29 protein-coding genes are annotated in these 25974 nt (G+C 65.7%); 19 read left to right on the plus strand and 10 right to left on the minus strand.

What is annotated here, in order from left to right:
* From JI664_RS11375 to JI664_RS11400, 6 genes are all read left to right on the plus strand, one after another.
* Nucleotides 1-92 (plus strand): hypothetical protein (locus JI664_RS11375; RefSeq protein ID WP_207014085.1); only part of this gene is annotated, 92 nt, incomplete at its 5' end.
* Between the two features lie 57 nt (nucleotides 93-149).
* Nucleotides 150-458 (plus strand): 30S ribosomal protein S10, encoded by a 309-nt coding sequence (gene rpsJ, locus JI664_RS11380; RefSeq protein ID WP_068305476.1) that lies wholly within the window; start codon nucleotides 150-152, stop codon nucleotides 456-458.
* A gap of 12 nt (nucleotides 459-470) precedes the next feature.
* The gene (gene rplC / locus JI664_RS11385) at nucleotides 471-1343 is read left to right on the plus strand and encodes a 50S ribosomal protein L3 (RefSeq protein WP_207013844.1); all 873 of its coding nucleotides are present in this window, start codon (nucleotides 471-473) and stop codon (nucleotides 1341-1343) included.
* The gene (gene rplD / locus JI664_RS11390; protein ID WP_207013845.1) at nucleotides 1343-1963 is read left to right on the plus strand and encodes a 50S ribosomal protein L4; all 621 of its coding nucleotides are present in this window, start codon (nucleotides 1343-1345) and stop codon (nucleotides 1961-1963) included. Before rplC ends, rplD begins: the two co-directional genes overlap by 1 nt.
* Nucleotides 1960-2256, plus strand: a complete 297-nt coding sequence (locus tag JI664_RS11395) for a 50S ribosomal protein L23 (protein WP_207013846.1) — start codon at nucleotides 1960-1962, stop codon at nucleotides 2254-2256. The genes rplD and JI664_RS11395 overlap by 4 nt, the downstream gene beginning before the upstream one ends.
* Nucleotides 2257-2350: 94 nt before the next feature.
* Entirely contained in the window at nucleotides 2351-2869 is a 519-nt protein-coding gene (locus tag JI664_RS11400; protein ID WP_207013847.1) for an ATP-binding protein, read from the plus strand.
* Here the strand turns inward: JI664_RS11400 and JI664_RS11405 are convergent.
* Nucleotides 2866-3522 (minus strand): TetR/AcrR family transcriptional regulator, encoded by a 657-nt coding sequence (locus tag JI664_RS11405; protein ID WP_207013848.1) that lies wholly within the window; start codon nucleotides 3520-3522, stop codon nucleotides 2866-2868. The genes JI664_RS11400 and JI664_RS11405 overlap by 4 nt on opposite strands.
* A gap of 98 nt (nucleotides 3523-3620) precedes the next feature.
* On the opposite strand from JI664_RS11405, the gene JI664_RS11410 reads away from it, so the two are divergent.
* The 6 genes from JI664_RS11410 to rplP all read left to right on the plus strand — a co-directional run bounded on the left by JI664_RS11410 (nucleotide 3621) and on the right by rplP (nucleotide 7259).
* Nucleotides 3621-4406 (plus strand): SDR family NAD(P)-dependent oxidoreductase, encoded by a 786-nt coding sequence (locus JI664_RS11410; RefSeq protein WP_207013849.1) that lies wholly within the window; start codon nucleotides 3621-3623, stop codon nucleotides 4404-4406.
* Between the two features lie 193 nt (nucleotides 4407-4599).
* Entirely contained in the window at nucleotides 4600-5439 is an 840-nt protein-coding gene (gene rplB / locus JI664_RS11415; RefSeq protein WP_207013850.1) for a 50S ribosomal protein L2, read from the plus strand.
* A gap of 3 nt (nucleotides 5440-5442) precedes the next feature.
* Nucleotides 5443-5721, plus strand: coding sequence for a 30S ribosomal protein S19 (gene rpsS, locus JI664_RS11420; RefSeq protein ID WP_207013851.1), 279 nt, complete (start codon nucleotides 5443-5445; stop codon nucleotides 5719-5721).
* A 3-nt stretch (nucleotides 5722-5724) separates the two neighbouring features.
* Entirely contained in the window at nucleotides 5725-6105 is a 381-nt protein-coding gene (rplV, locus tag JI664_RS11425) for a 50S ribosomal protein L22 (RefSeq protein ID WP_207013852.1), read from the plus strand.
* Nucleotides 6105-6833: a 30S ribosomal protein S3 gene (gene rpsC / locus JI664_RS11430; RefSeq protein ID WP_068305488.1), complete on the plus strand. Its 729-nt coding sequence runs from the start codon at nucleotides 6105-6107 to the stop codon at nucleotides 6831-6833. The genes rplV and rpsC overlap by 1 nt, the downstream gene beginning before the upstream one ends.
* A 12-nt stretch (nucleotides 6834-6845) precedes the next feature.
* Nucleotides 6846-7259 carry a 50S ribosomal protein L16 gene (gene rplP, locus JI664_RS11435; protein ID WP_109534650.1) on the plus strand — a complete coding sequence of 138 codons (414 nt, stop codon included), beginning with the start codon at nucleotides 6846-6848 and terminating at the stop codon, nucleotides 7257-7259.
* A gap of 255 nt (nucleotides 7260-7514) precedes the next feature.
* Here rplP and JI664_RS11440 read toward each other — a convergent pair whose 3' ends face one another.
* Nucleotides 7515-8135 carry a 2OG-Fe(II) oxygenase family protein gene (locus JI664_RS11440; RefSeq protein ID WP_207013853.1) on the minus strand — a complete coding sequence of 207 codons (621 nt, stop codon included), beginning with the start codon at nucleotides 8133-8135 and terminating at the stop codon, nucleotides 7515-7517.
* Between the two features lie 233 nt (nucleotides 8136-8368).
* Here JI664_RS11440 and coaBC point away from each other — a divergent pair, with 233 nt between their 5' ends.
* From coaBC to JI664_RS11455, 3 genes are read left to right on the plus strand one after another with little or no spacing between them, the layout of a single operon-like run.
* Nucleotides 8369-9562, plus strand: coding sequence for a bifunctional phosphopantothenoylcysteine decarboxylase/phosphopantothenate--cysteine ligase CoaBC (gene coaBC, locus JI664_RS11445; RefSeq protein ID WP_207013854.1), 1194 nt, complete (start codon nucleotides 8369-8371; stop codon nucleotides 9560-9562).
* Complete coding sequence (gene dut, locus JI664_RS11450; RefSeq protein WP_207013855.1) at nucleotides 9559-10026, plus strand: dUTP diphosphatase; 468 nt, start codon at nucleotides 9559-9561, stop codon at nucleotides 10024-10026. Before coaBC ends, dut begins: the two co-directional genes overlap by 4 nt.
* On the plus strand, nucleotides 10026-11093 hold the full coding sequence (locus JI664_RS11455) for a HesA/MoeB/ThiF family protein (protein ID WP_207013856.1): 1068 nt from the start codon (nucleotides 10026-10028) through the stop codon (nucleotides 11091-11093). Before dut ends, JI664_RS11455 begins: the two co-directional genes overlap by 1 nt.
* 81 nt (nucleotides 11094-11174) lie before the next feature.
* Here the strand turns inward: JI664_RS11455 and JI664_RS11460 are convergent, their stop codons facing one another.
* On the minus strand, nucleotides 11175-12143 hold the full coding sequence (locus JI664_RS11460; protein WP_207013857.1) for an NAD(P)H-dependent glycerol-3-phosphate dehydrogenase: 969 nt from the start codon (nucleotides 12141-12143) through the stop codon (nucleotides 11175-11177).
* A gap of 102 nt (nucleotides 12144-12245) precedes the next feature.
* Between JI664_RS11460 and pncB the strand changes: the two genes are divergently transcribed.
* A complete protein-coding gene (pncB, locus tag JI664_RS11465; RefSeq protein WP_207013858.1) occupies nucleotides 12246-13538 on the plus strand; it encodes a nicotinate phosphoribosyltransferase in 1293 nt (430 codons plus the stop codon).
* A 25-nt stretch (nucleotides 13539-13563) separates the two neighbouring features.
* On the opposite strand, the gene JI664_RS11470 is transcribed toward pncB, so the two are convergent.
* The 3 genes from JI664_RS11470 to JI664_RS11480 form a co-directional block, all read right to left on the minus strand.
* Entirely contained in the window at nucleotides 13564-14313 is a 750-nt protein-coding gene (locus JI664_RS11470) for an SDR family NAD(P)-dependent oxidoreductase (RefSeq protein WP_207013859.1), read from the minus strand.
* Between the two features lie 10 nt (nucleotides 14314-14323).
* Nucleotides 14324-15277 carry an agmatinase gene (gene speB, locus JI664_RS11475; RefSeq protein WP_207013860.1) on the minus strand — a complete coding sequence of 318 codons (954 nt, stop codon included), beginning with the start codon at nucleotides 15275-15277 and terminating at the stop codon, nucleotides 14324-14326.
* Nucleotides 15278-15584: 307 nt separating this feature from the next.
* Entirely contained in the window at nucleotides 15585-16565 is a 981-nt protein-coding gene (locus JI664_RS11480; protein WP_207013861.1) for an OmpA family protein, read from the minus strand.
* Nucleotides 16566-16683: 118 nt separating this feature from the next.
* Here JI664_RS11480 and glpK point away from each other — a divergent pair, with 118 nt between their 5' ends.
* Complete coding sequence (gene glpK / locus JI664_RS11485; protein ID WP_207013862.1) at nucleotides 16684-18162, plus strand: glycerol kinase GlpK; 1479 nt, start codon at nucleotides 16684-16686, stop codon at nucleotides 18160-18162.
* Nucleotides 18163-18192: 30 nt separating this feature from the next.
* Here glpK and JI664_RS11490 read toward each other — a convergent pair whose 3' ends face one another.
* Together JI664_RS11490 and nudC are read right to left on the minus strand one after the other, a co-directional pair.
* Nucleotides 18193-18621, minus strand: coding sequence for a hypothetical protein (locus JI664_RS11490; RefSeq protein WP_207013863.1), 429 nt, complete (start codon nucleotides 18619-18621; stop codon nucleotides 18193-18195).
* Complete coding sequence (gene nudC, locus JI664_RS11495) at nucleotides 18611-19609, minus strand: NAD(+) diphosphatase (RefSeq protein WP_349768714.1); 999 nt, start codon at nucleotides 19607-19609, stop codon at nucleotides 18611-18613. The genes JI664_RS11490 and nudC overlap by 11 nt, the downstream gene beginning before the upstream one ends.
* Nucleotides 19610-19840: 231 nt before the next feature.
* Between nudC and JI664_RS11500 the strand changes: the two genes are divergently transcribed.
* The gene (locus JI664_RS11500) at nucleotides 19841-21772 is read left to right on the plus strand and encodes a bifunctional 2',3'-cyclic-nucleotide 2'-phosphodiesterase/3'-nucleotidase (protein WP_349768715.1); all 1932 of its coding nucleotides are present in this window, start codon (nucleotides 19841-19843) and stop codon (nucleotides 21770-21772) included.
* 155 nt (nucleotides 21773-21927) lie between these two features.
* Here JI664_RS11500 and JI664_RS11505 read toward each other — a convergent pair whose 3' ends face one another.
* Both JI664_RS11505 and JI664_RS11510 read right to left on the minus strand, forming a co-directional pair.
* Entirely contained in the window at nucleotides 21928-24429 is a 2502-nt protein-coding gene (locus JI664_RS11505) for a GcvT family protein (protein WP_207013866.1), read from the minus strand.
* Between the two features lie 289 nt (nucleotides 24430-24718).
* Nucleotides 24719-25348, minus strand: coding sequence for a hypothetical protein (locus tag JI664_RS11510; protein ID WP_207013867.1), 630 nt, complete (start codon nucleotides 25346-25348; stop codon nucleotides 24719-24721).
* Nucleotides 25349-25461: 113 nt separating this feature from the next.
* Here JI664_RS11510 and JI664_RS11515 point away from each other — a divergent pair, with 113 nt between their 5' ends.
* The gene (locus JI664_RS11515; RefSeq protein WP_207013868.1) at nucleotides 25462-25959 is read left to right on the plus strand and encodes a hypothetical protein; all 498 of its coding nucleotides are present in this window, start codon (nucleotides 25462-25464) and stop codon (nucleotides 25957-25959) included.
* Nucleotides 25960-25974 lie beyond the last annotated feature (15 nt).

Genomic DNA, 25974 nt, shown 5'->3' on the forward strand with positions numbered 1-25974 from the left:
CGCCGATCGCCATGGAAGAGAAGCTGCGCTTCGCTATCCGTGAAGGCGGCCGTACCGTCGGCGCCGGCGTCGTGTCGAAAATCATCAAGTAAGGCCGTCAGGCGGGATGGGCCCCAGGGCCCGTCCCGCGAGACATGAGGAATTAGAAGATGCAAGGTCAAACCATTCGCATCCGGCTCAAGGCCTTCGATTACCGCGTGCTCGATGCGTCGACCGCGGAAATCGTCAACACGGCCAAGCGCACCGGTGCTCAAGTTCGCGGGCCCATCCCGCTGCCCAACAAGATCGAGAAGTTCACGGTTCTCCGTGGTCCGCACATCGACAAGAAGTCGCGCGACCAGTGGGAAATCCGTACGCATAAGCGTCTTCTCGACATCGTCGATCCGACCCCGCAGACCGTGGACGCGCTGATGAAGCTCGACCTCGCTGCCGGCGTCGACGTCGAAATCAAGGTTTAAGGAGTGTCCCCGATGCGCTCTGGAGTTATCGCCAAGAAGCTGGGCATGACCCGGCTGTTCATGGAGGACGGGAAGCAGGTTCCCGTGACCGTCCTTCAACTCGATTCGTTGCAAGTCGTCGCGCAGCGCACGGCCGATACCGACGGTTACACCGCGGTTCAGCTGGGCGCCGGTACGGCCAAGGCCAAGCGTGTGTCCGCGCCGATGCGCGGCCATTACGCGAAAGCCTCGGTCGCCCCCAAGCGCAAGCTTGCCGAGTTCCGCGTCTCGCCCGAGAACCTGATCAATGTCGGTGAAGAAATCACCGCCGATCACTACTTCGAAGGCCAGTTCGTCGACATCGCCGGTACCTCGATCGGTAAAGGCTTTGCCGGCGTCATGAAGCGCCACAACTTCGGTGGTCTGCGCGCCTCGCACGGCGTGTCGATCAGCCACCGTTCGCATGGTTCGACTGGCCAGTGCCAGGATCCGGGCCGTGTGTTCAAGGGCAAGAAGATGGCCGGTCACATGGGCGCTGCCCGCGTGACGACGCAGAACCTGCAGGTCGTTCGCACCGATGCCGACCGTGGCCTGATCATGGTCAAGGGCGCCGTCCCCGGTTCGAAAGGTGGCTGGGTCACGATCAAGGACGCGGTGAAGAAGCCCTTCCCCGAGAACGCGATCCTGCCCGCCGCGCTGAAGAGCGCCGCCGAAGAAGCCCGCCGTGCCGCGGAAGAAGCGGCTGCCGCCGCTGCTGCCGAGGCCGAGGCCGAAGCGAAGCGCCTGGCTGAAGAGCAGGCCGCGCAAGAAGCCGCCGCGCTGAAGGAAGCCGAAGCGTCGATCGACGCCGAGAAGTCCGACGGTGCTGCGACGGACGGCGATGCCGCGCCCGAAGGAGACAAGTGATGAAACTCGACGTGATCAAGCTCGACGCCGGCAAAGCCGGTGAAGTCGATCTGAACGACGCCATCTTCGGGCTCGAGCCGCGCGCCGACATCCTGCACCGCGTGGTGCGCTGGCAGCGCGCCAAGGCGCAGGCCGGCACCCACTCGGTGCTGGGTCGCTCGGACGTGTCCTACTCGACCAAGAAGATCTATCGCCAGAAAGGCACCGGCGGCGCTCGCCACGGCTCCAAGAAGGCGCCGATCTTCCGCAAAGGTGGTGTCTACAAGGGCCCGACCCCGCGCAGCCACGCCTTCGACCTTCCCAAGAAGGTCCGGGCGCTGGGTCTGAAGCACGCGCTGTCGGCGAAAGCCGCTGCCGGCAAGCTGGTGGTTCTGGACTCGGCTGACATGGCCGAAGCCAAGACCGCGATGCTGGCCAAGGCCGTGAACGACCTGGGCTGGAAAAAGGTCCTGATCATCGACGGCGCCGAAGTGAACGAAAACTTCGCCGCCGCCGCCCGCAACCTCGATGGCGTCGATGTGCTGCCGTCGATGGGCGCCAACGTCTACGACATCCTCAAGCGTGACACCCTGGTGATCACCAAAGCGGGCGTCGAAGCTCTGGAGGCTCGACTGGCATGAGCGCGAAAGCTGAACATTACGACGTGATCCGCAAGCCGGTCATCACCGAGAAGGCGACGATGGCTTCGGAAGCCAACGCCGTTGTCTTCGAAGTGGCGATCGACTCGACCAAGCCGCAGATCAAAGAGGCCGTCGAAGGCCTGTTTGGCGTCAAGGTCAAAGCGGTGAACACCACGATCACCAAAGGCAAGGTCAAGCGTTTCCGGGGCATCCTCGGCAAGCGCAAGGACGTCAAGAAAGCGTATGTCACCCTCGAGGAAGGCAACGCCATTGATGTGACCACCGGCCTCTGATCGGTGGCTCGGGGCCCCGGCGCCCTGTCCCGGAAACACCGAAGGGCCCCCGCCATCGCGCGGGGGCCCTTTTCTTTTGTGCCAAGGAGGCGAGATGAGCGAGACACCGAAGCAGCCCGTGGGCGAGGGCCCCGCCCTGACACTGATCTGTGGCATGGCGGCAGCGGGCAAATCGACGCTGGCGCGGAAACTGGGCGCCGGTTCGGGCTGCGTTGTCCTGCACGAGGATGAATGGCTTGCGGCTCTGTTCGGCGACCAGATGACGACGCTGACGGATTACCAGCGCTGCGCCAAACGTCTGCACGCGGTTCTGGATGCGCATATCGTGGCGCTGCTTCGGGCCGGCTTGCGGGTGGTTCTGGACTTCCCCGCCAATACCCCCGAACAGCGGGCAAGGCTGCGCGGGCTGGCCGAAACGGCGGGCGTGAGCCATGCGCTGCACGTGCTCGATGTCCCGGCCGAGCTGTGCTGGGAACGCCAGCAGGCGCGTGCCGCGTCGGGGGCGCATCCCTTCACCGTCACACGCGCACAGTTCGACCAGCTGTTACAGCATGTGTCTTTTCCCGGCGCTGAAGAAGGCTTCGCGCCGATCTGGCACCGGGTTTCGGACTAAGGCTTTAGCCGCAGATAGGTGGCGGCAAGGCTCAGTACCTGCGCCACGAAATCCTCATCGGACAGATCCTGCAGGGATGCCGCGCGCTGCGCCGGATCCATACGCGCGCGCATCAGCGCGGCAAGTGTGTCGATGGTAAATGCCAGCGCGGCATCGGGGTCTGGATGCCCGACCTCGGCCCGGCGTTCATGCATCAGGGCGTAGAGCGCCTTGCGGGTTTCGGCCTGAATCTCGGCGTAGTGGCGGGCGAGTTCGGGGAAATCGGCCATCACCACCGACACCGCCGCCTTGGCCGCCGCATTCTCGCGGTACGCCGCCATCGTCAGCTCAAGATAACCGCGCATCAGGTCGCGGATCGTCGCGCCCTGCCATCGGGCGGGGTCGGCCCCGGCGGCGTTGAGGGCCTTGTAGCGTTCGGTCATGCGGGCAAACAGCGCAAGGAACAGCGCCTTCTTGTCCTTGAAATGGTGATAGACGGTGCCGACCGAACTGCCCGCCCGCGCGGCGATGTCGGCGATCGAGGTCGCCTCGGTCCCCTTTTCCAAAATCAGCGCTTCGGCTGCGTCGATCAGCCGGGTCTGCGTACGCTCCGAGCGCGTCTGCTGGCCTTCGCGGCGCCAGTGAAGGTCGGATATCCAGCGGTTTTCGCTCATGCCCTGCCCAAAACCGAATAAAGGTTCGGATTCCATTTGACGGATCAGCGCGACAATGTCAAAACCGAATACAAATTCGGTTTCATTTGGAGAGAGACATGCAAAAGGTTGCCCTGATTACCGGCGCATCCAGCGGGATCGGTCTGGAACTAGCACGGCTGCACGCGGCGCGGGGCGGCGATCTGGTTCTGGTCGCGCGACGGCTGGACCGGCTGAACGCCCTGAAGGACGAGATCCAAGCCGGATCGGGCCGCGAGGTTCTGGTCATTGCCGAGGATCTCGCCGACCCCGGCGCGCCCGAACGCATCGCCGCGCAGGTCGAGGCAGACGGCATCGCCATCGACACGCTGATCAACAATGCGGGCTTCGCCGCGCGCGGGCTGTTCCACGAACAGGACTGGGCCGGGAACGCGGCGATGATCCAGGTGAACTCGGTCGCGCTGGCCCATCTCACGCGGCTCTTCGTGCCGGGGATGGTGGCCCGGGGCAAGGGACGGGTGCTGAACGTGGCCTCGACCGCCGCGCTGACGCCGGGGCCGCTGCAGGCGGTCTACTTCGCCACGAAATCCTTCGTCAAAAGCCTGTCGAACGCACTGGCCGAAGAGCTGGACGGCACCGGGGTGACGGTGACCTGCCTGCTGCCCGGCGCCACGGCGAGCGAATTCGCCGAAACCGCCGATATGAGCCGAACCCCGCTTTTCGCCGCCCCGACACCGGCCTCCGAGGTCGCAAAGACTGGCTATGAGGCGATGGAGCGCGGCGAACTGAATGTCTTCGCGGGCGTCTCGGCCAAGCGGAAGTTCCAGTACCGCATTCTGCCTTTCCTGCCGCAGCGCTACGTGCTGAAGACAGTGCGCCGGGTGCAGGAAGTGCCGGGCGACTGACACCCCGCCAGAGGCGCAGGGCCTGCAGGGCCTGACTCCTATGGACACACACCCGCATCCCTGTTACACGCCCCCATCGCGAAGGCCCGGGATTCGTTCCGGGCCTCGTGGATTGTGAACTTCGGCCACCTTCGGGGGGCTTTACAAGAGACAGGCGGGGCAACCCGCCGCAAAGCAACGGAAGACAGAAAGCATGGCACTCAAGTCGTATAAGCCGACGACGCCGGGCCAGCGTGGGCTGGTGCTGATCGACCGTTCGGAGCTTTGGAAAGGACGCCCCGTCAAATCCCTCACCGAGGGTCTGACGAAGTCGGGCGGCCGGAACAACACCGGACGGATCACCTCGTTCCGCAAGGGCGGTGGCGCGAAGCGTCTCTACCGCGTTGTGGATTTCAAGCGTCGCAAGTTCGGTGTTCCCGCCACGGTGGAACGTATCGAATATGACCCCAACCGTACCGCGTTCATCGCGCTGATCCGCTACGAAGACGGCGAGCAGGCCTATATCCTCGCTCCGCAGCGTCTGGCCGTTGGCGACAGCGTGATCTCGGGTACGAAGACCGACGTGAAGCCGGGCAACGCGATGCCGTTCTCGGGCATGCCGCTCGGTACCATCGTCCACAACGTCGAGCTGAAGCCCGGCAAGGGCGGTCAGATCGCGCGCGCCGCGGGCACCTATGCCCAGTTCGTCGGCCGTGACGGCGGTTACGCCCAGCTGCGCCTGTCCTCGGGCGAGCTGCGCATGGTGCGTCAGGAATGCCTGGCCACGATCGGCGCCGTGTCGAACTCGGACCACTCGAACCAGAACCTCGGTAAAGCCGGCCGCAAGCGCCACATGGGCGTTCGTCCGTCGGTGCGTGGTGTCGCCATGAACCCGATCGACCACCCGCATGGTGGTGGTGAAGGCCGGACCTCGGGCGGCCGTACGCCGGTCACCCCGTGGGGTAAGGACACCAAGGGTTCGCGGACCCGCTCGAATAAAGCGACGGACAAGTACATCATCCGTTCGCGTCACGCCAAGAAGAAGGGCCGCTAACACATGGCACGTTCTGTCTGGAAGGGCCCCTTCATCGATGCATTTCTGCTGAAAAAAGCGGAAAAGGCTCGGGAATCGGGGCGCAACGAAGTCATCAAGATCTGGTCGCGCCGCTCGACGATCCTGCCGCAATTCGTCGGTCTGACGTTCGGCGTCTACAACGGCAAGAAGCATATCCCCGTCAACGTGACCGAGGAAATGATCGGCCAGAAGTTCGGTGAATATTCGCCGACCCGTACCTATTACGGGCACGCGGCCGACAAGAAAGCGAAGCGGAAGTAAGTCATGGGTAAAGAGCAAAATCCGCGCCGCGTGGCTGACAACGAAGCCATGGCCAAGGCCAGCATGCTGCGCGTCTCGCCGCAGAAGCTGAACCTGGTCGCCGGCCTCATCCGCGGCAAGAAGGTCGAAAAGGCGCTCGCCGATCTGACCTTCTCGAAAAAGCGTATCGCCATCGACGTGAAGAAATGCCTTCAGTCGGCTGTCGCCAACGCCGAGAACAACCACGGCCTGGACGTCGACAACCTGATCGTCGCCGAAGCCTGGGTCGGCAAGAAGATGGTCATGAAGCGCGGACGTCCGCGTGCTCGCGGCCGTTTCGGCAAGATCATGAAGCCGTTTTCGGAAATCACCATCAAGGTGCGTGAGCGCGAGGAGCAAGCGTAATGGGACAGAAGGTTAACCCCATCGGGATGCGCCTCCAGGTCAACCGCACCTGGGACAGCCGCTGGTACGCCGACGGCGAAGAGTACGGCAATCTGCTGCTCGAAGACCTGCGCATGCGCGATTTCATCAAGGAAGAGTGCAAGGCCGCCGGCGTCAGCCGTGTCGTGATCGAGCGTCCGCACAAGAAGTGCCGTGTGACCATTCACACCGCGCGTCCGGGCGTGATCATCGGCAAGAAAGGCGCTGACATCGAAGGTCTGCGCAAGAAGCTGTCGAACTTCACCGATTCGGAACTGCACCTCAACATCGTCGAGGTCCGCAAACCCGAGCTGGACGCCCAGCTGGTGGCCGAATCGATCGCTCAGCAGCTCGAGCGTCGTGTCTCGTTCCGCCGCGCCATGAAGCGCTCGGTGCAGAATGCGATGCGCATCGGTGCTCTTGGTATCCGCGTGAACATCGCCGGCCGTCTGGGCGGCGCCGAGATCGCGCGTACCGAGTGGTATCGTGAAGGCCGTGTGCCGCTGCACACGCTGCGCGCCGACATCGACTATGCGCTGGCCGAGGCCATGACCCCCTACGGGATCATCGGCATCAAGGTCTGGATCTACAAGGGCGACATCATGGAGCACGACCCGCAGGCGCGCGATCGCCGGCAGGCCGAGCTGCAGGAAGGCCCCAGCAGCGCGCCCCGTCGCGATCGTCGCGACGATCGCCGCGACCGCGCCTGAGGAGAGTAAGTCATGCTGCAACCGAAACGGACGAAGTTCCGCAAACAGCACAAGGGCCGGATTCACGGCGAAGCTAAGGGCGGTTCCGACCTTAACTTCGGCATGTACGGCCTGAAGGCAACCGAGCCCGAGCGCATCACTGCGCGTCAGATCGAAGCCGCACGTCGTGCCATGACCCGTCACATGAAGCGTCAGGGTCGTGTCTGGATCCGTATCTTCCCGGACGTCCCCGTCTCGGCCAAGCCGGTCGAAGTGCGGATGGGTAAAGGTAAGGGTTCGGTCGACCGCTGGACCTGCAAGGTCAAGCCCGGCCGTGTGATGTTCGAGCTCGACGGTGTCAACGAAGAAACCGCGCGCGAAGCCCTGCGCCTCGCCGCGATGAAGCTTCCGATCAAGACCCGCGTCGTCGTTCGCGAAGACTGGTAACGGCGCGCATTAGCGCGCCGGGTGGGGTGTAGCGGAAAATCGTAGATTTTCGGCGGCCCCCACACGGTCGGACAAGAGAACAAAACCCCCGCCGAGCGATCGGCGGGGGTTTTTCTATGGCTCGCTCTCCGGTCGGCCTCAGATCGGCACAGGAAAAGTGGCGTCGGGCGCGAACTGGGCTGCCATCAGGGCTCCGCCCGTTCGCGCCTCAGACCGTCCACCGGACACTCCGTCTGGCTGCGCCCGATCCGGCGCTCACCCCCACCGATAATTGAAGCTCACCGAGATCCGCTCGTCCTCGGCCATGTTCATCGGCACCTCATGCCGCAGCCAGCTTTCCCACAGCAACACGTCGCCCACCTCGGGCTGCACATAGACGAAGGTCTGCATCTCGCGCCTTGCGTCCTTTTTGCGGGTGGGGGCGGCCATCAGGCGGCTGGAACGCGGGTCTTCCAGTTTCAGCGCCGAGGTCCCTTCGGGCATCTGCACATAGGTCGTGCCCGAGATCACCGAATGCGGATGCAGATGCGAGGTGTGCAAGCCCCCCTCGGGCAGGATGTTGATCCACAGATCCTCGAGCACCAGCTTGCGGTCGTTCAGGTCGAATTCCAGATCCTTGGCAAAGGCCGCAACGTGCTTGTCGAGCGCCTTTTGCATGTCGGCAAAGATCGGGAAGCGCCAGGGCAGATCGGACAGCGAGGCATACGAGGTATAGCCCGGATAGCCCTGCTCTTCGCACCAGTTCTGACCGGCCTCGTCATCCTCGGCGATGGAATAGCACGAGGCGACCAGTTCGCCGTTATCGACCTTGGGTTTGTACGCGTCCAGACGGGCACGATACAGGCGGGTAACGAAGAGGGATTCGATCTGGGACATGGGGGGACTGCTGTTCTGATTGAGAAAGGGCGCGGCCATTAAGGACGGCGGGGGTTGGCCGCAATATCGCCCATCGCATCGCGGCGGTCTAGGCGTGGTCCGATACGGCGGCGCACCGATGGCATTTTTCCCGGTCCCCTCATCGGTGCACCAACGCCAAGGGCCATGACGGCATGACGGTTGCCACCCCTTCCGCCCGTGGCTACATCAGGACAATCCCAGCGGAGGCCCCGATGCTGACCGGCAAGCGCATTCTTCTGATCATCGGCGGCGGCATCGCCGCCTACAAGACGCTCGACCTGATCCGCCGCCTGCAGCGCGCGGGTGCCAGCGTCACGCCGGTCCTGACCCGCGCGGGCGCCGAATTCGTGACGCCGCTCTCTGTCTCGGCGCTGGCCAATGCCCCGGTGCATCAGGACCTTTTTGACCTGACCGCCGAGGCCGAGATGGGCCATATCCAGCTCTCGCGCTCGGCCGATCTGATCGTCGTCGCCCCCGCCACCGCCGATCTGATGGCGAAGATGGCGCAGGGGCGCGCGGATGATCTGGCCTCGACCCTGCTTCTGGCCACCGACACGAAGGTGCTGATCGCCCCCGCGATGAACGTGCGGATGTGGACCCACCCCGCGACCCAGCGCAATCTTGCCACGCTGACCCGCGACGGCATCCTCAGCATCGGCCCCGACGAGGGCGACATGGCCTGCGGCGAACACGGCCCCGGTCGCATGGCCGAGCCCGAGGCGATCCTCGCCGCGATCGACGCAGCCCTGGCCGAAGGGCCGTTGAAAGGCCGCCAAATCCTCGTCACCTCGGGCCCGACGCATGAGCCCATCGACCCCGTCCGCTATATCGCCAACCGCTCGTCGGGCCAGCAGGGCACCGCGCTCGCCGCCGCCCTGCGCGATCTGGGCGCGCGGGTCAGTTTCGTCACCGGCCCCGCCACCACCCCGCCGCCCACGGGGGTCGAGGTGATCCGCGTGGAAAGCGCGCGCGACATGCTGGCCGCAGTCGAAGCCGCGCTGCCCGCCGACGCCGCGATCTTCGCCGCCGCCGTGGCCGATTGGCGCGTCGCCAATGCCGCCGGGCAGAAAATGAAGAAACAGGCGGGCAAGCCCCTGCCCGTGCTGGAATTCGCCGAGAATCCCGACATTCTCGCCACGATCAGCCGTCACGCACAGCGACCGGGGCTGGTCATTGGCTTTGCTGCCGAGACCGAGAACGTTATCGACCACGCCCAGGCCAAACGCGCGCGCAAAGGCTGCGACTGGATCGTCGCCAACGATGTCTCGCCCGCGACCGGCATCATGGGCGGCGCCGAGAACGCCGTCCACCTGATCACCGAAGACAGCGTCGAGGACTGGCCCCGGCTGCCCAAGGACGAGGTCGCGCGCCGCCTCGCCGCCCGTATCGCGAAAGAGCTGACATGAGCATCCTGATCAAACTGAAGCGTGAGGACTGGGCCGACCCCGAAATCGCGCTGCCCGACTACGCCACCGCCGGATCCGCCGGCGCCGATATCCGCGTCAACCTGCGCCCCGAGAACCGCGCGGCGGGCTTCACGCTTGCCCCCTTGGCGCGCGCGCTGATGCCCACGGGCCTGTTCGTCGAGATCCCGCAGGGCTACGAAATTCAGGTGCGCCCGCGTTCGGGCCTGTCGCTGAAACACGGGATCACGCTGCCCAACACGCCGGGCACCATCGACAGCGATTATCGCGGGCCGGTCGGCGTGCCGCTCATCAACCTGTCTGACACGCCCTACACGATCCAGCACGGCGAACGCGTCGCGCAATGGGTGGTAGCGCCGGTCATGCAGGCGCGCTTTTCACTGGCGCAGGTTCTGGGCGACACCCCGCGCGGCCACGGCGGCTTCGGCTCGACCGGGCGCGGCTGATGCTGGGCATCCTGATCCTCGCAGCCGTGCTCTTCGCCCTGGGCTGGGCCTTCGGCGTGTCGCTGCGCGCGCGGCTGGTCGTGCTGGGCGCGATCTGGGTGGCGATGGTGCTGGCACATCTGGCCATGCCCGCCGACGCCCCGTTCCGCGTCTCGACCGGCGGCGATGTGCGCCCGTGGCTGGTTCTGGCGCTGGTGGCGCTGGCGCTCTGGGGCTACCGCACCGGGCTCAAACGCCTGCGCGCCCGCGCCGTCCGACACGAGGCCGCGCACGCCGCCTCCATGCAGAAACAACCGCTCTTCTCCGAGGCCGAGCTGAACCGCTACGCCCGCCACATGATCCTGCGTGAAGTCGGCGGCCCGGGACAGCGCGCACTGAAACAGGCGCGGGTTCTGGTGATCGGGGCCGGTGGCCTTGGTTCGCCCGCGCTGCTCTATCTCGCCGCCGCCGGGGTGGGGACGATCGGCGTGATCGACGATGACGGGGTCGAAACGTCGAACCTTCAGCGCCAGATCATCCATACCGACCTCACCATCGGTATGCCCAAGGTCTTTTCGGCGCAGGAGCAGATGGAGGCGCTCAACCCCTTCATCAGCGTGAAACCCTATCACCGCCGTCTCGACGAAGAGACCGCGCGCAAACTTTTTGCCGAATACGATCTGATCCTCGACGGCACCGACAATTTCGACACGCGCTTCCTCGTCAACAGGATCGCCGTCGAAACCCGCACCCCGCTGATCGCTGCCGCGATCACGCAATGGGAAGGCCAGATATCGCTCTACGACCCGGCCCGGGGCGGTCCATGCTACCAATGCGTCTTCCCCGAACGCCCCGCCGATGGCCTCGCCCCCAGCTGCGCCGAGGCGGGCGTCATCGCGCCCCTGCCCGGCGTGCTGGGCTCGATGATGGCGCTCGAAGCGGTGAAACACCTGACCGGCGCGGGCGCCACCCTGCGGGGCGCGATGCTGATCTATGACGGACTTTATGGCGAAACCCGCCGCATCGCCGTGAAACAGCGCGCCGATTGCCCGGTCTGCAAACAGACCCATGAGGAGACGGCGCCCTGAGCGCGCATCTTTAATCCCAAAATATCATGGGGGGTGAGGCCGAAGGCCGAGGGGGGGGGCAAAGCCCCCCTTCCCGTTCCCTTATCCCCGCTCCCGGCGCAAGGGCCGCGACAGCAGCAGGTCCTTGGCCTGTTCCAGCCCCACCTTTCCGCGCAGCAGCGCCGAGACCATGCAGGTGACGGGCAACATGTCCGGATCGGCATCGGCGGCGATGGCATGGGCGGTCATGACGCCTTCGACCGTCTGACTTTCATCGGGCGTCTCGCCCCGGCCGATAGCCTGTCCATGGCGGAAGTTGCGCGATTTCTCCGAGGTGCAGGTCAGCACCAGATCCCCAAAGCCCGACAGGCCGAACAACGTCTCGGCCTCTCCGCCGCGCTGTTCGGCCAGCCGCCCGATCTCGGCAAAGCCGCGCGTCATCAGCGCCGCGCGCGCGCTTTCGCCGAACCCCGCGCCCAGCACCACACCTGCCGCGATGGCGATCACGTTCTTCAGCGCCCCGCCCAGCTGCGCGCCCAGCACATCGTCTTCCAGATAGAGCCGCAAGTGATGGGTCGACAGCGCCTCTTGCAGCGCGTCATCGCCCCGCCCGGCCATGGCCAGCGTCAGCGCCGTGGGCTTGCCGCGCGCGATATCGGCGGCGAAGCTGGGTCCCGTCAGCACCGCGTGCCGCCCGCCGGGCATCACGTCGTCGAGCACCTGCGTGGGCAACAGCCCGCTGCCCAGCTCGACCCCCTTGCAGCACGCGACCAGCACCCGGCCCTGCAGCGCATGGGCGTTCTCCTGCACCAGCCCGCGCAGCGATTGCGTGGGCACGGCCAGCAGCAGAACCGGCGCGCGCGCCGCCTCGTCCAGATCGGAAACCGGCGTCAGACCGGCGGGCAGATCGACCCCCGGCAGCCGCGCGGTGTTCTCCCGCGTGAGCGTCATGGCGCGGACCTGCGCCCTGTCGCGCGACCACAACGTGACCCGCCGCCCCGCCTGTGCCAGCGCGATGGCCAGCGCCGTTCCGAAGGCGCCCGCGCCCAGAACTCCGATTTCAGGCCGCATTCTGGCCTTCCTTTCCGCCCTTTCGGGCTTTGCAGCCGCCGCGTTGGAACGTTAAGACGATGAAACGCCCCATTTTACGCTGTCCGGGGCCAGGAGGACCCCATGGTCGACATCGCCTCGCGCGTGCACAATCACAACTGGAAGATCGACCCGATCATCCGGTCGCTGATCGACACCGACTTCTACAAGCTTCTGATGTGTCAGTCGATCTTTCGCAATCGTCCCGATACGCGGGTGACGTTTTCGTTGATCAACCGCTCGAAGGACGTGCGGCTGGCCGAGCTGGTGGATGAGGGCGAGCTGCGCGAACAGCTCGACCATGTGCGCTCGCTGTCGCTGACGCGGGGCGAAAGCACATGGATGCGGGGCAATACCTTTTACGGCAAGCGCCAGATGTTCCGGTCCGATTTCATGGAATGGTTCGAGAACCTGCGCCTGCCGCCCTATGTGCTGGAAAAGCGCGACGGACAGTACGAGCTGACCTTCGAAGGCGCGTGGCCCGAGGTCATGCTGTGGGAAATCCCGGCGCTGGCGATCCTGATGGAGCTGCGCTCGCGCGCCGTTCTGCAGACGATGGGCAAGTTCGAGCTGGAAGTGCTCTATGCCCGCGCGATGACCCGCGTCTGGGACAAGGTGCAGCGCCTGCGCAAGATCCCCGGTCTGAGGATCGCCGATTTCGGCACCCGGCGGCGGCATTCCTTCCTGTGGCAGGATTGGTGCGTGCAGGCGATGACCGAGGGGCTGGGCGACGCGTTCATCGGCACCTCGAATTGCCGCATCGCCATGCGCCGCGATCTCGAAGCCGTGGGCACCAACGCGCATGAGCTGCCGATGGTCTTCGCCGCGCTGGCCGAGACGGATGAAGAGCTGGCGCAGGCCCCCTACAAGGTGCTCGCCGACTGGCACGAAGAGCATGACGGCAACCTGCGCATCATCCTGCCCGACACCTACGGGACCGAGGGTTTCCTCAAACGCGCGCCCGACTGGCTGGCGGGCTGGACCGGGATCCGCATCGATTCCGGCGACCCCGCTTCGGCGGCCGAGGTGGCGATCCGTTGGTGGAAAGAGCGTGGCGAGGACCCGCGCGACAAGCTGGTGATCTTCTCGGACGGGCTGGACGTCGAAAAGATCGAGGAATTGCACGCGCAATTCACCGGACGGGTGAAGGTCTCGTTCGGCTGGGGCACGCTGCTGACCAACGATTTCCGCGGCCTCGCGCCCGGCAACACGCTGGCGCCCTTCTCGCTGGTCTGCAAAGCGGTCTCGGCCAATGGCAAACCCACCGTCAAGCTCAGCGACAACCCGATGAAGGCGATGGGCCCCGCCGCCGAAGTCGAGCGTTACAAGCGCGTCTTCGGCGTGGGCGAGCAAGAGGCGATGGACGTCTTCGTCTGATCGGGCGTCGTCTGATCCCTCTGGCTCAGGCGCGCAGCGCCGGCAGACCCACGCCGGTGCTCTCGAACCCGCCATCGGCAGCGACGATCTGCCCGGTGACGTAGCTGGCCTTGTCGGAACACAGAAAGACGATCACCTCGGCGATCTCACGCTCGGACCCGTAGCGATTGAGCGGGATCGCGTCGTGATAGGCGTCGATGATCTCCTGGCTGTGGACCGCCATCGCCAGCTTGGTGCGCACAGGACCGGGGCAGACGCAGTTGCAGCGGATGCCGTTTTCGCCCAGCTCGGCCGCCTGCTGCTTGGTCAGCTGGATCACTGCCGCCTTCGACGTGCCGTAGGCCACCCGCAGGGTCGAGGCGCGCAGCCCGCTGATCGAAGCGATGTTCAGGATCGCGCCGCTGGTCTCTTTCAGCGCGGGCAGGCAGGCCTGCGACATCAGGAAAACGCCGTCCAGATTGACCGCCATGACCGTCCGCCAGCGCTTGAAATCCGTCTCGGCAATGGGGCCGAAATCAGCCACGCCCGCGTTGTTCACCAGCGCGTCGATCCGGCCGAAATGCGCAAGGATCTCGGCGATCGTGCTGTCGATCTCGTCGGGTTCGGACACGTCGCAATAGAAGGGGTGCGCGCCCTCAAGCCCGGCGCAGGCGCTGTCGAGCGCGGGGACATCGCGGTCGAGCATGGCAACGCGCCAGCCCTGTTCGAGAAACAGTTGCACGGTGGCAAGGCCGATGCCGCGCGCGGCTCCGGTCACGAGGGCTACTTTCTGCACGCGATCCTCCTTAAGAATGCGCGCTCACGATGGCGCAGAGCATCTCGAACATCAAGCTCGCACCCAGATAGGCGGTCGCGCCCGACGGATCGAAGGGCGGCGAGACCTCGACCAGATCGGCACCGACGATCTTCACGCCCACAAGGCCGCGCGCGCATTCGAGCGCCTGAAAGCTGTTGGGGCCGCCCACTTCGGGCGTGCCGGTTCCGGGCGCGAAGGCCGGATCGACGAAATCGATATCGTAGCTGACATAGGTGTCGCCCTGCCCGGCGATCGCGCGGGCCTCGGCCATCACCTCGGCAGGGCCGCGTTGGTGAAAGTCCTCGATCGGGATGACGCGAATGCCGACGCTGTCGGCGAAATCGCGGTCCTCGCTGTCATAGGCGGTGCCGCGAATGCCGATCATGCAGACGCGTTTGGGGTCCAGAAGCCCCTCTTCCACCGCGCGGCGGAAGGGGGTGCCGTGGGTATACATCTGGCCGTTGAAATACGAATGATAGAGATCCGTGTGGCTGTCGAAATGGATCATGCCCAGCGGGCCGTCCTTGGCCAAGGCGCGCAGGATCGGCAACGTGCACAGGTGATCGCCCCCGGCGGTAAGCGGGATGATCCCGGCCGCCTTCACCCGCGCGTAGAAATCCTGCATCCGCGCGAGGCTGTCTTGCAGATCGGCCGGGTTGGGGGCCACGTCCCCCAGATCGGCGCAGTTCATTGCCTCGAACGGACGCAAGCCCGTCACGCCGTGCTGCGCGCGGATCATCGTCGAGGCGTCGCGCATCTGTCGGGGGCCATGACGCGGGCCGGGGCGATTGGTTGTACCGCCGTCCCATGGCGCGCCGATCAGGCCCACCTGCACCTGAGACAGACGGGGATCGTCCAAAGGCACATGTGGCAAGCGCATGAAGGTGGGGATGCCCGCGAAACGCGGCAGGACGAAACCCGATACGGGTTGGAAATCGCTCATCTCGGCTCTCCTGTGCGACCATGCGGTCGGGACGGTGCGCAGTGGCGGCGCGGCGCCCTCGGTCAGAAGGCAGGGAAGCAGAGTGCGGAGGCTTTGTCACGCGGCAGGCGACACGCGAATCCTGATGGCTCGGATGGTCAAACAACGGTCCCCGCGCGACACGGTGACGTCGATGCGCGTTCATGGCGGCCCAAGGCCCGACTCCCTTCGCAGACACGGTTTGCCACGCCACGCGTCGCAACCAACCGACCTCACCCTCAATCGCCAGCAAAAAGAGGCCCCGTTCAAAGCCGCGAAACTCGTACCCTCATGGTCCCGCCACCAGCTCGACACGCCGGTTCCGCGCGCGCCCCTGCGCCGTGTCGTTGGGGAAAAGCGGCGCGAGGGGGCCGATGCCGAAGGCGCGCAGCCGCTCGCGGTTGGCGCCGTGGCGCTCGACAAGCGCGGTGACGACCGCCTCGGCCTGCGCCTGCGAGCGGCGAGCGGCCTCGGCCAGATCGCCGGTATCGTCACTATGGCCGACGATGCGAAAACTCTGCCGCAGGTTCTGCCCGAGGAAATGGCCAACCGTCGCCAGAACCGTCTCGGAGCCCTCGCCGAGCGAGCCGTCATCGTTGAAAGCCAGCCCGTCGAGCACTGCGTGGCCGTAGGTATCCATGCTTTGCACCAGCGTCAGGGCCCCGATCGGCGGCGGCGGGGCGGCGCGTTCGGTCTGCACCGTGTCCACCAGCATGGCGATCTGCCCGCCTTCGGGCTGCGTCAGCACCACGACCGCCCAGAGCGTGCCGATGGCGTCGTCGCGCGCGCCGATCACAACACCCTGCGCCTGCGCATCGTCGCCCGGGGCAACCGCCATGCCATCGGGCACCGGATAGGTTTCGAGATAGGCCAGTATCCAGCGGCGGCTGCCCACGCCGCCGCCCGCGCGATCCTGCGTGAACCCGGCAGCGCGGATTTCGAAACCCTGCCGCTCAAGCACCTCGCGTTCGCGCTGATACATGGTTTCGACCCGTCGCGCCGGGCCCCGCCGTGTATAAAGGGTCCGGCTGACCAGCCCGTGCACGCGCAGCCAGTCATCCACCTGCGCCAGCGGGCCGAGCGGCCCGACCGGGATCGGGAAATCGCGCGGCGCGACATCGCGGACCTGCATCGCCAGCGTCTGCCCGTGGTCGCGAATCAACGGCAACGGGTCTTCCGCGCCCGGCTGATCCTGCGTGGCAAAAGCGGGCAGTGTCAGCGCCGACAGAACGAGCGCAATCCAGAATATCGGTGGCGTCCAGCGGCGCATCGCAACCTCGCGTCTCAGTTCGCGTCACCTTGGCGCGCAAAGCTTGAGAATTCCTTTCCGTCCGCGCGGTTGACGCTTCCCCCCTCTCGCGCCACCCTATCGGACAAAGGAGACCAGAATGACGATCCTCGCCATCGACCAGGGCACGACCTCGAGCCGGGCGATTCTCTTCGACGCGGACCTGACCGTGATGAAGGTCGCGCAACAGGAATTCACCCAGCATTACCCGGCCTCGGGCTGGGTCGAGCATGACCCCGAGGATCTGTGGCGCACGACGCTGGAAAGCTGCGAGGCGGTGCTCGACGGGGTGAAGCCGCCCGCTGCTCTGGGCATCACCAATCAGCGCGAGACGGTGGTGATCTGGGACCGCGAAACTGGCAAGGCGATCCACAACGCGATCGTCTGGCAGGACCGTCGCACCGCCGATTTCTGCGCCGAATTGCGCGATGCCGGGCACGAAGCCGAGGTCACGGCGCGCAGCGGTTTGCTTCTGGACCCGTATTTCACCGCGACCAAGGCGAAATGGCTGCTCGACACCGTGCCGGGCGCGCGCGAACGGGCGAAAGCGGGCAAGCTGGCGGCGGGCACAATCGACAGCTTCCTGATCTGGCGCCTGACCGAGGGCCGGGTGCACGCGACCGACGCCACCAATGCCGCGCGCACGATGCTGTATAACATCGATACCGGCGCGTGGGACGAAGAGCTGTGCCGCCTGTTCGACGTGCCGATCGAGATCCTGCCCGAGGTGCGCGATTGCAACGCCGAATTCGGCGAATGTCGTCTGTTCGGCGCGGGAATCCCGATCCTTGGCGTGGCGGGCGACCAACAGGCGGCGACGATGGGGCAGGCGTGTTTCCAGCCGGGCATGTTGAAATCGACCTATGGCACGGGCTGCTTCGCGCTGTTGAACACGGGCGACACACGGGTGGCATCGCAAAACCGGTTGTTAACAACTGTGGGCTATCAGATCGACGGCAAGGTGACCTATGCGCTGGAAGGGTCGATCTTCGTCGCGGGCGCGGTGGTGCAATGGCTGCGCGACGGTCTGAAGATGATCGCCGCCGCGCCTGAGACGCAGGCACTGGCCGAAGCCGCCGATCCGGGGCAGCGGGTCATCATCGTACCGGCCTTTACCGGGCTGGGCGCGCCCTATTGGCGACCCGAAGCGCGCGGCGCGATCTTCGGGCTGACGCGCAATTCGGGGCCCGAGGAATTCGCGCGCGCGGCGCTGGAAAGCGTGGGGTTCCAGACCCGCGATCTGGCCGAGGCGATGCGCGACGACTGGGCCGCGTCGGGCGCCGAGGCGGAGCTGGCAACGCTGCGCGTCGATGGCGGGATGAGCGCGAGCGATTTCGCCATGCAATCGCTGGCGGATATCCTTGGCGCGCCGGTCGACCGGCCCGACGTGCTGGAAACGACGGCTCTGGGCGTGGCGTGGCTGGCCGGGAATGGCGAGGGGATGCTGCCCGACGCCAAGGGCTTCGCCGAGCGCTGGTCGCTGGAGCGCCGGTTCGAGCCGCAGCTCGACGCCGAGGCGCGCGAACAGCGCTACGCCGCGTGGCAGCGCGCGGTCAAGGCGACCATCGCGGCGGGGTGACGCCGGCCATCCGGCCCTCGTTCAGCAAGTTCAGGGCTGGCCAATCAGCGTGACCATACGCTTCAAGCGCTCCGAAGCCTTGCCCTTGACCAGCCGCATGGATTGCAGCGCCATGGTCATCATCATCGATTTGGCGGTGATGTCGGCAGTGGCGTTCACCTGACAGCCATCGTCGGGCAGGTCGTAGAATTCGCAGGTGATGACAATCGTGGCCAGATCCGAGGTGATGTTCAGCACGATCGTTTCGTGCGGCACCGTCTCGGTCATCACCGCGCGGAAACTGCGCGGGGCGTCGCGCCAGTGGATCGTGCAATCCCATGCCGGTTGCGGCGGCTCTGCGATACGCGCGGATTCGATCGACATCCGGCGCAGGACTTCCTCGATCCGTTCGGGCGAGCGGAACTTCGTGAGCACCTTTTCGCGCGAGCGCTTGAAATCCTTGGTCGCGTTAACCTGCATTCGCTTCACCCTTCTCGTCACGCCCGGCGAACCCGATCTCTCCGGCCAGCCAGCGCGCCATCAATTCCTGTGCGATCGCCCCGTTGCGAGGCCGGCGGATCACCGGATGCTCGCCGGCCATCGCCTGCGCCAGCTCATCGCGCGTCACCCATATCGCGGCTTCGAGTTCGTGGTCGAGCACGATTTCGTCGCTCAAAGCCTCGCCCATGCAGCCCAGCATCAGCGAATTGGGCCACGGCCAAGGCTGCGAGGCCACATAGGCGACGCGCCCGACGCGCACGCTGGTTTCCTCGAACACCTCGCGGCGCACGGCCGCTTCCAGCGCCTCGCCCGGCTCGACGAAACCCGCCAGCGCGGAATACATGCCTTCGACCCAGCCCGGCGAGCGGCCCAGCAGCACGCGCCCGTTGCGCTCGATCATCATGATCACCACCGGATCGGTGCGCGGGAAATGCACCGCGCGGCAGGTCGGACAAACCCGCTGCCAGCCAGCCTCGGCGCTTTCGCTGCGCGCCCCGCAACGCGAGCAGAATCGGTGCGAGCCATGCCAGTTGAACAGCGCCCGCGCGGTCGAGCCCATCGCCGCGTCGACACCGTCCAGCCGCGTCATCAACCCGCGCAGATCGGCGAAGCGGTGATCAGGCGGCAGGTCGGGATGGGTGTATTCTGTGGGATCGAAAAAGGCGGACATCGCCGCCTCGTCCATTCCGGCCGGAACCCAGGACGACAGATCGGCCGCGAAACGCGCCGTGCCGTCATGCTCGCCCAGAAACAGCCAGGCCGGATCGGCATCGCCAAGCACGGAATGCGCCGGATCCAGCCAGACAAGGCGGGCCTCGTCGGGATCGGAAATCAGCGGACGGCCCCGCCAGACCGGCAACACGCGGGTGGCCGAATCATTCCTTAACGCGGCCTGTTTCTCGGCGTCGCCACGCCACTCAGCCCGCCGGTCATCCCACTCGGACGCAAAGACAATATCGCGCGGCACCTTCACCCCCTGTCGGTTGAGCTCGGTTTAGGCCATTTTCCTGAGTGTTGGAACAGGGTCTTGGCGGGAAGAGGTTGATTTCATGTTGTGTCTCAACCTGAGGCTGTGGATAATCACCCTTTGCGAGCCCGCCTTTTGCCCAATTTATGCCATCGAGTCCTCGCACCAGTAAAGCAGAGCTCTTAGCGTCGCGACGGCCTCGTGTTCTCGGCGCGCCAAAGGACCTGAACTGTGATTGAAAGAGGCAACGCGTTGCTTAACCCTTTAACCTTCAGTGGATTCACTGCTGGGCAGCGCGGTGTGCATCTCCGGATCATCGAGACGACCGATCTTCACCTGCACCTGATGCCGTATGATTATTACGCCGACCGGCCCGCCAAGGGCGTGGGTCTGGCCAATGCCGCGCGGATGATCGAGACCGCGCGCGGCGAGGCGCGCAACACGGTGCTGTTCGACAATGGCGACTTCCTGCAGGGGACCCCGATGGGGGATTACGTCGCGCATGAAACCCAGCTGGCCGAGGGCGATCTGCATCCCGTCATCGGCGCGATGAACGCGCTGCGCTATGACGCGATCACGCTGGGCAACCACGAATTCAACTACGGCATCGATTTCCTGATGACCACGCTGGCCCGGGCTGAATTTCCGATCGTGTCGTCGAACCTTATCACCCGTAAGGGCGCTTCGCCGCGCGAAGACCAGACGCTGGTAAGGCCCTATGTGCTGCTCGACCGGGTGCTGCAGGACGAAAACGGCTTCGACCACCCGATCCGCATCGGCATCATCGGCTTCGCCCCGCCGCAGGTGACGATGTGGGACAGCCAGAACCTTGCCGGTAGGCTCGACGCGCGCGACATCGTCGACAGCGCTCGCGCGTGGATCCCCGAAATGCGCGAGGCCGGGGCGGATATCGTCGTTGCGCTGGCGCATACCGGGATCGGCGCGGCCCGCCATAGCGACGGGATGGAGAACGCCGCGATACCGCTCGCGCGGAGCGAAGGCATCGATGCCATCCTGACCGGACACAGCCATCTGCTGTTCCCCTCGCCGGTTTTCGACAAGCTGCCCGATGTCGATGTCGCAACCGGCACGATCGCGGGGAAACCGGCGGTGATGGCGGGCTGCTGGGGCGCGCATATCGGCTTGATCGACCTGTTGCTGACCCGCGATGGCGGGACGTGGCGCGTGCTGGGCACCCGTTCGGAAGCGCGCGCGGTCACGCCCGACAGCGACGCACCGCATGACCCCGATCCGCGCGTGACCGAGGCGGTCTCGTCGCATCACGAACGCACCCTGACGGCGATCCGGCGGCCCGTTGGCGAGGCGAAGGAAACGCTGCATTCCTATTTCAGCCATCTCGGCGTCACCGCATCACTGCGGGTCGTGGCCGAGGCGCAGCGCCGCTATGTCAGCGAGCGGCTGAGCGGCACGCTGCACGAATCCCTGCCGATCCTCTCGGCGGTGGCGCCCTATAAATCCGGCGGGCGCGGCGGGCCTCAGGGCTATACGATGGTCCCCAAGGGGCCGGTCGCGCTGCGGCATCTGGCCGATCTCTACCCGTTCCCCAATGCCATCGCCGCCCTGCGGCTCACCGGCGCGCAGGTGATCGAATGGCTCGAGCGTTCGGCGGCGGCCTTCAACCGGATCCGTCCGGGCAGTCAGGAAACACCGCTGCGCAACAACGACGTACCGGGTTATAACTTCGAGGTCATCCACCCGCTCGACGTGGTCTATGACCTGTCCCAACCCGCGCGCTACGATCCTGCGGGCGCGCTGATTGACCCCGAGGCCCGCCGGGTCGTGCAAGCCAGTCTGGACGGCGCGGCGCTGGACCCCGAGGCGCATTACATCCTGTGCACCAACAGCTACCGCGCCGGTGGGGCGGGGGCGTTCTCGGGCGCAGAGACGGCGAATATCGTGTTGTCCGACGCGCGCGTCACGCGAGATATCCTGTGCGACCATGTCAGCGCACAGGGCGGCCTGTCCGCCGAACGGCGAGGGAGCCTGCTGTTCACGGCGCTGGAAGACACCTCGGCGATTTTCGAGACCGGCCCGGAGGCGCGGCACTTCCTGACCGATATCGAAACCTTCCGCCCGGTCGAACGCGGCCTGACCCGAGGCGGCTTCCTGCGGCTGAAAGTGGACCTGTCGGGCGGGGTGTGAGACGGGCCGCCAGGGTTCCGATGAGGGAGCCCTATTATTGGGGCATTGGGTCGGGGTCTTGAGTTTATTAGGGTCGAGAAAAAGGGCCGCTTGCGCGGCCCTTTTGGGTCTCGGGATGGTGCGTGAATCACGCACCCTACAAGGCGCGGCCCTGCTCAGCCGTCCTTGCGGATCACGGCGTTGGTGGGGTCGTAGGGGGAGTCCTCGACCACCTCGGCGTCCCATTCCTTGAGCAGGATCTTCACCTTCAGCTTGGTGCCAACCTCAGCCAGTTCGGGCGAGACATAGCCCATGCCGATCTGCTTGCCGAAGGCCACCGAATACCCGCCCGAGGTCAGGCGCCCGACCTTCTCGCCGTCTTTCAGCAGCGCCTCTTTCCCCCACGGATCGGTATCGGACGGCCCGTCGATCAGCAGCGTCACGCATTTGGCGCGGATGCCGGTATCCAGCATCGCCTGCTTGCCGCGGAATTCCTTGGACAGGTCGATGAAGCGGTCGAGCCCGGCCTCGGCAGGGGTCGCGTCGCGGCCCAGTTCGTTGCCGAAGGCGCGGTAGGACTTTTCCTGACGCAGCCAGTTCTGGGCGCGGGCGCCGACAGGCTTCAGCCCGTGCTTTTCGCCCGCTTTCATCAGCAGGTCCCACAGGTAGCGGCCGAATTCGATCGGGAAGTGAAGCTCCCATCCCAATTCGCCGGTATAGGCGACGCGGACGGCGCGGACCGGGCACATGCCCAGCTCGATGTCGCGGTACGACAGCCACGGGAAGCGCTTGTTGGACAGCACGGTCTCGGGGTTCGCGTCCTTGACGATCTCGTTCAGGATGGCGCGGGCATTCGGCCCGGCCAGCGCATAGACGCCCCATTGCGTGGTGATGTCGTGGCAATCGACGTAATCGCCACCCTCGGCGCGGAAATCCTCGATCGATTTCTTGAGGAAGTCGGCGTCGTAATCGGTCCAGGCGCCAGCCGAGATCAGATAATACTCGTCATCCTTGAGCCGCACGATGGTGTATTCGGTGCGGGTCGTCCCGGCCTCGGTCAGGGCGTAGGTCAGATTGATGCGACCCACTTTCGGCAGCTTGTTGCAGGTGAAGTGGTCAAGGAAGGCAGTCGCGCCCGGGCCGCGCACGAGGTGCTTGGTAAAGGCCGACGCATCGATGATGCCGCAGCTCTCGCGCACGGCTTTCGCCTCGGCCTCGGCGTATTGCCACCAGGCGCCACGGCGGAAGCTGCGCGAGTTGTGGTCGAAATCGGCGGGGGCGTCGACGGGGCCGTAATAGTTCGGGCGTTCCCAGCCATTCACCTGACCCATCTGCGCGCCCAGCGCGATCTGGCGGTCATAGGCGGGGGCGGTGCGCAGCGGGCGGCAGGCTTCGCGTTCCTCGTCCGGGTGGTGCAGGATGTAGACGTGCTCGTAGCACTCCTCATTCTTGCGCGCGGCGTATTCGGTGGTCATCCAGCTGCCGTAGCGCTTGGGGTCAAGGCTGGCCATGTCGATATCGGCCTCGCCATTGACCATCATCTGCGCCAGGTAATAGCCGGTGCCGCCCGCGGCAGTGATGCCGAAACTGAACCCTTCGGCCAGCCACATGTTGCGCAGGCCGGGCGCGGGGCCAACCAGCGGGTTGCCATCAGGGGTGTAGCAGATCGGACCGTTGAAATCGTCCTTCAGGCCGGACTCGGCGCAGGACGGCACACGCTCTGCCATCGCCATGTACTGGTCGGCGATCCGGTCCAGATCGAGCTGGAACAGGTCGGCGCGGAAGCTGTCGGGCACGCCATATTCGAACCGCGCCGGGGCGCCGCGCTCGTAAATGCCCAAGATCCAGCCGCCGCGCTCTTCGCGGGCATAGGATTCATTGTCGGCATCGCGCACGACCGGGTGCTCGGGATTGCCGGCCTCGCGCCATTTGACCAGCTCGGGATCCTTGTCCATGACGATGAAGGTGTGCTCGACCGGGATCGCGGGGATCTTGATGCCCAGAAGCCGCGCAGTGCGCTGCGCGTGGTTGCCCGAGGCGGTGACCACATGCTCGGCGGTGATCACGATCTGCTCGTCGCTGGGTACCAGGTTGCCGCCCTGCTCGACCATCTTGGTGCAGGTCACCTCCCAATGGGTGCCGGTCCAGTGGAAGGCATCGGCCTGCCATTTGCGCTCGATCGCGGCGCCATGCTGGCGCGCGCCCTTGGCCATCGCCTGGGTCACATCGGCGGGGTTAATGTAGCCATCGGTGCTGTGATAGAGCGCGCCCTTCAGATCCGAGGTCTCGATCAGCGGCCAGCGCTCTTTGATCTGCTCGGGCGTCAGGAATTCATGCGGGACACCCGCCGTTTCTGCGACCGAGGAATAGAGCATGTATTCGTCCATGCGCTCGTCGGTTTGCGCCATGCGCAGGTTGCCGACGACGGCAAAGCCCGCGTTCAGGCCGGTTTCAGCTTCCAGACCCTTGTAGAATTCCACCGAGTATTTGTGGATGTGGGTGGTCGCGTAGCTCATGTTGAAGAGCGGGAGCAGACCGGCGGCGTGCCAGGTCGAGCCCGACGTCAGCTCGTCGCGTTCGACCAGCATCGTGTCCCAGCCGGCCTTGGCGAGGTGATAGGCGATGCCGGTGCCGACCGCACCACCACCGACGACAAGGGCTTTCACATGGGTTTTCATTCCACCGGCTCCGCAAGAGATTTGCCCCGGTTTCGCAGCTATTCGCATCGGGCGGTGAAATGCTGCCGACCGATGGGCGCGTAAAAACGACGCGCGGTCATGTCGGGGCCCCGATACGGAACTTACGGGGACAGCCGCCAAGGGGCGACATCGGCTTGAAATTCAGGGCCCTGCGCCACGCTGTGCCGTGCCCACCTGCCCTGCCGTTACGAATCGGCGCGGCTCCCCGGCGTGACCGGGCCGCAAAGGGGCGCCACCGTCACCGGAAGCGCCCCGCGTGGCGTGGATATCAGCGGCCGCGCCCGAAATCCGTGGCATCGACCTGCCCGTCGCCATTGGCATCAAGCTGGGCAAACAGGCGCGGCGTGGCCTCGGCCCATTCGCGGGCCGTAATCTGCCCGTCGCGGTCGCTGTCGGCAAAGCCCGGCGTCATCGCACCATGGATCATCTGGCCCGGGCTGGTGCCGCGCCCGCCGGGACCGCGCCCATGACCCTGAGCTTGACCCTGACCCTGCATTTGGCCCTGCCGCTGGCCTTGGCCCTGTCGCTGCCCCTGCCCGCCGCCATGGGCCTCGCGGTTGGTCTCCTCCTGAGTGGCGATGGTCTGCGCCATATTCGCCTGCTCAGCCCTGTCGATACTTCCGCTGCCGTCAAGGTCGAACATCTCGAACAGATCGCCGCGCCGGGTGGCGACATCGTCGAGCGTAACGCGCCCGTCCTCGTTCATGTCCCATTCAAGGATGAAATCGGCCATTTGCGGCGTCCCGCGCCCCGGGTTCTGGCCCTGCATCTGGGCCTGTCCCGCGCCGCGCCCCTGACCTTGTCCCTGACCCTGTCCCTGCCCATAGCTCTGGGCGAAAACGGCGGTTGCGGTCAGGGCCAGACCGGCGACGAGGGCGATAGCTGTTGTCCGTTGCATGGGGGATACCTCACATTCTATGTTTCGAATGTAATACGCGACGGCATCACGCTTCCGTCGCGGCGCGCCGAGATTTCTTTCGGTCCGCCGCCGAAAGCCGTATTCCTCCGGCCATGCGCCTTGTCCTGATCCCGGTTCTGACCGCCCTCGCCTGTCTCATGGCCGCGCTCTACGGCGCGCTTCACAACCAGATCAGCTATGCAATCGGGCCGGATTACTTTCACGCCTTCAAGTTCATCCAGTTCCGGATTTCGCCGGACCTGCCGCCGCGCCTCGGCGCTGCGATTGTCGGGCTGCAGGCAAGCTGGTGGATGGGGCTGGTGGTCGGGCTGCCCATCGCAGCGCTTTGCGCGCGGGCGCCCACGGGCGGGGCGATGGTGCGGCTGTTCCTCCGCTGTACGGCCATCGTGCTGGCGGTAACGCTGGGTCTGGGACTGGCGAGCCTTCTGGTACCCGGCGACCTACTCGACGGACTGGTGCCGATCCCCACCGCCGCCCAAGACCCGCGGGGCTTTGCCCGCGCCGCCCTGATGCATGACACGAGCTATCTCGCCGGGATCCTCGGCATGATGGCGGGCGGGTTCTACGCCCTGCGCCGCGCCCGGCGCTGAGTGCGAGCGACGCGA

Origin of the sequence: Rhodobacter sp. NTK016B (genome assembly GCF_017303295.1) — a bacterium.
In the GTDB taxonomy this organism is placed as follows: Bacteria; Pseudomonadota; Alphaproteobacteria; order Rhodobacterales; family Rhodobacteraceae; genus Pararhodobacter.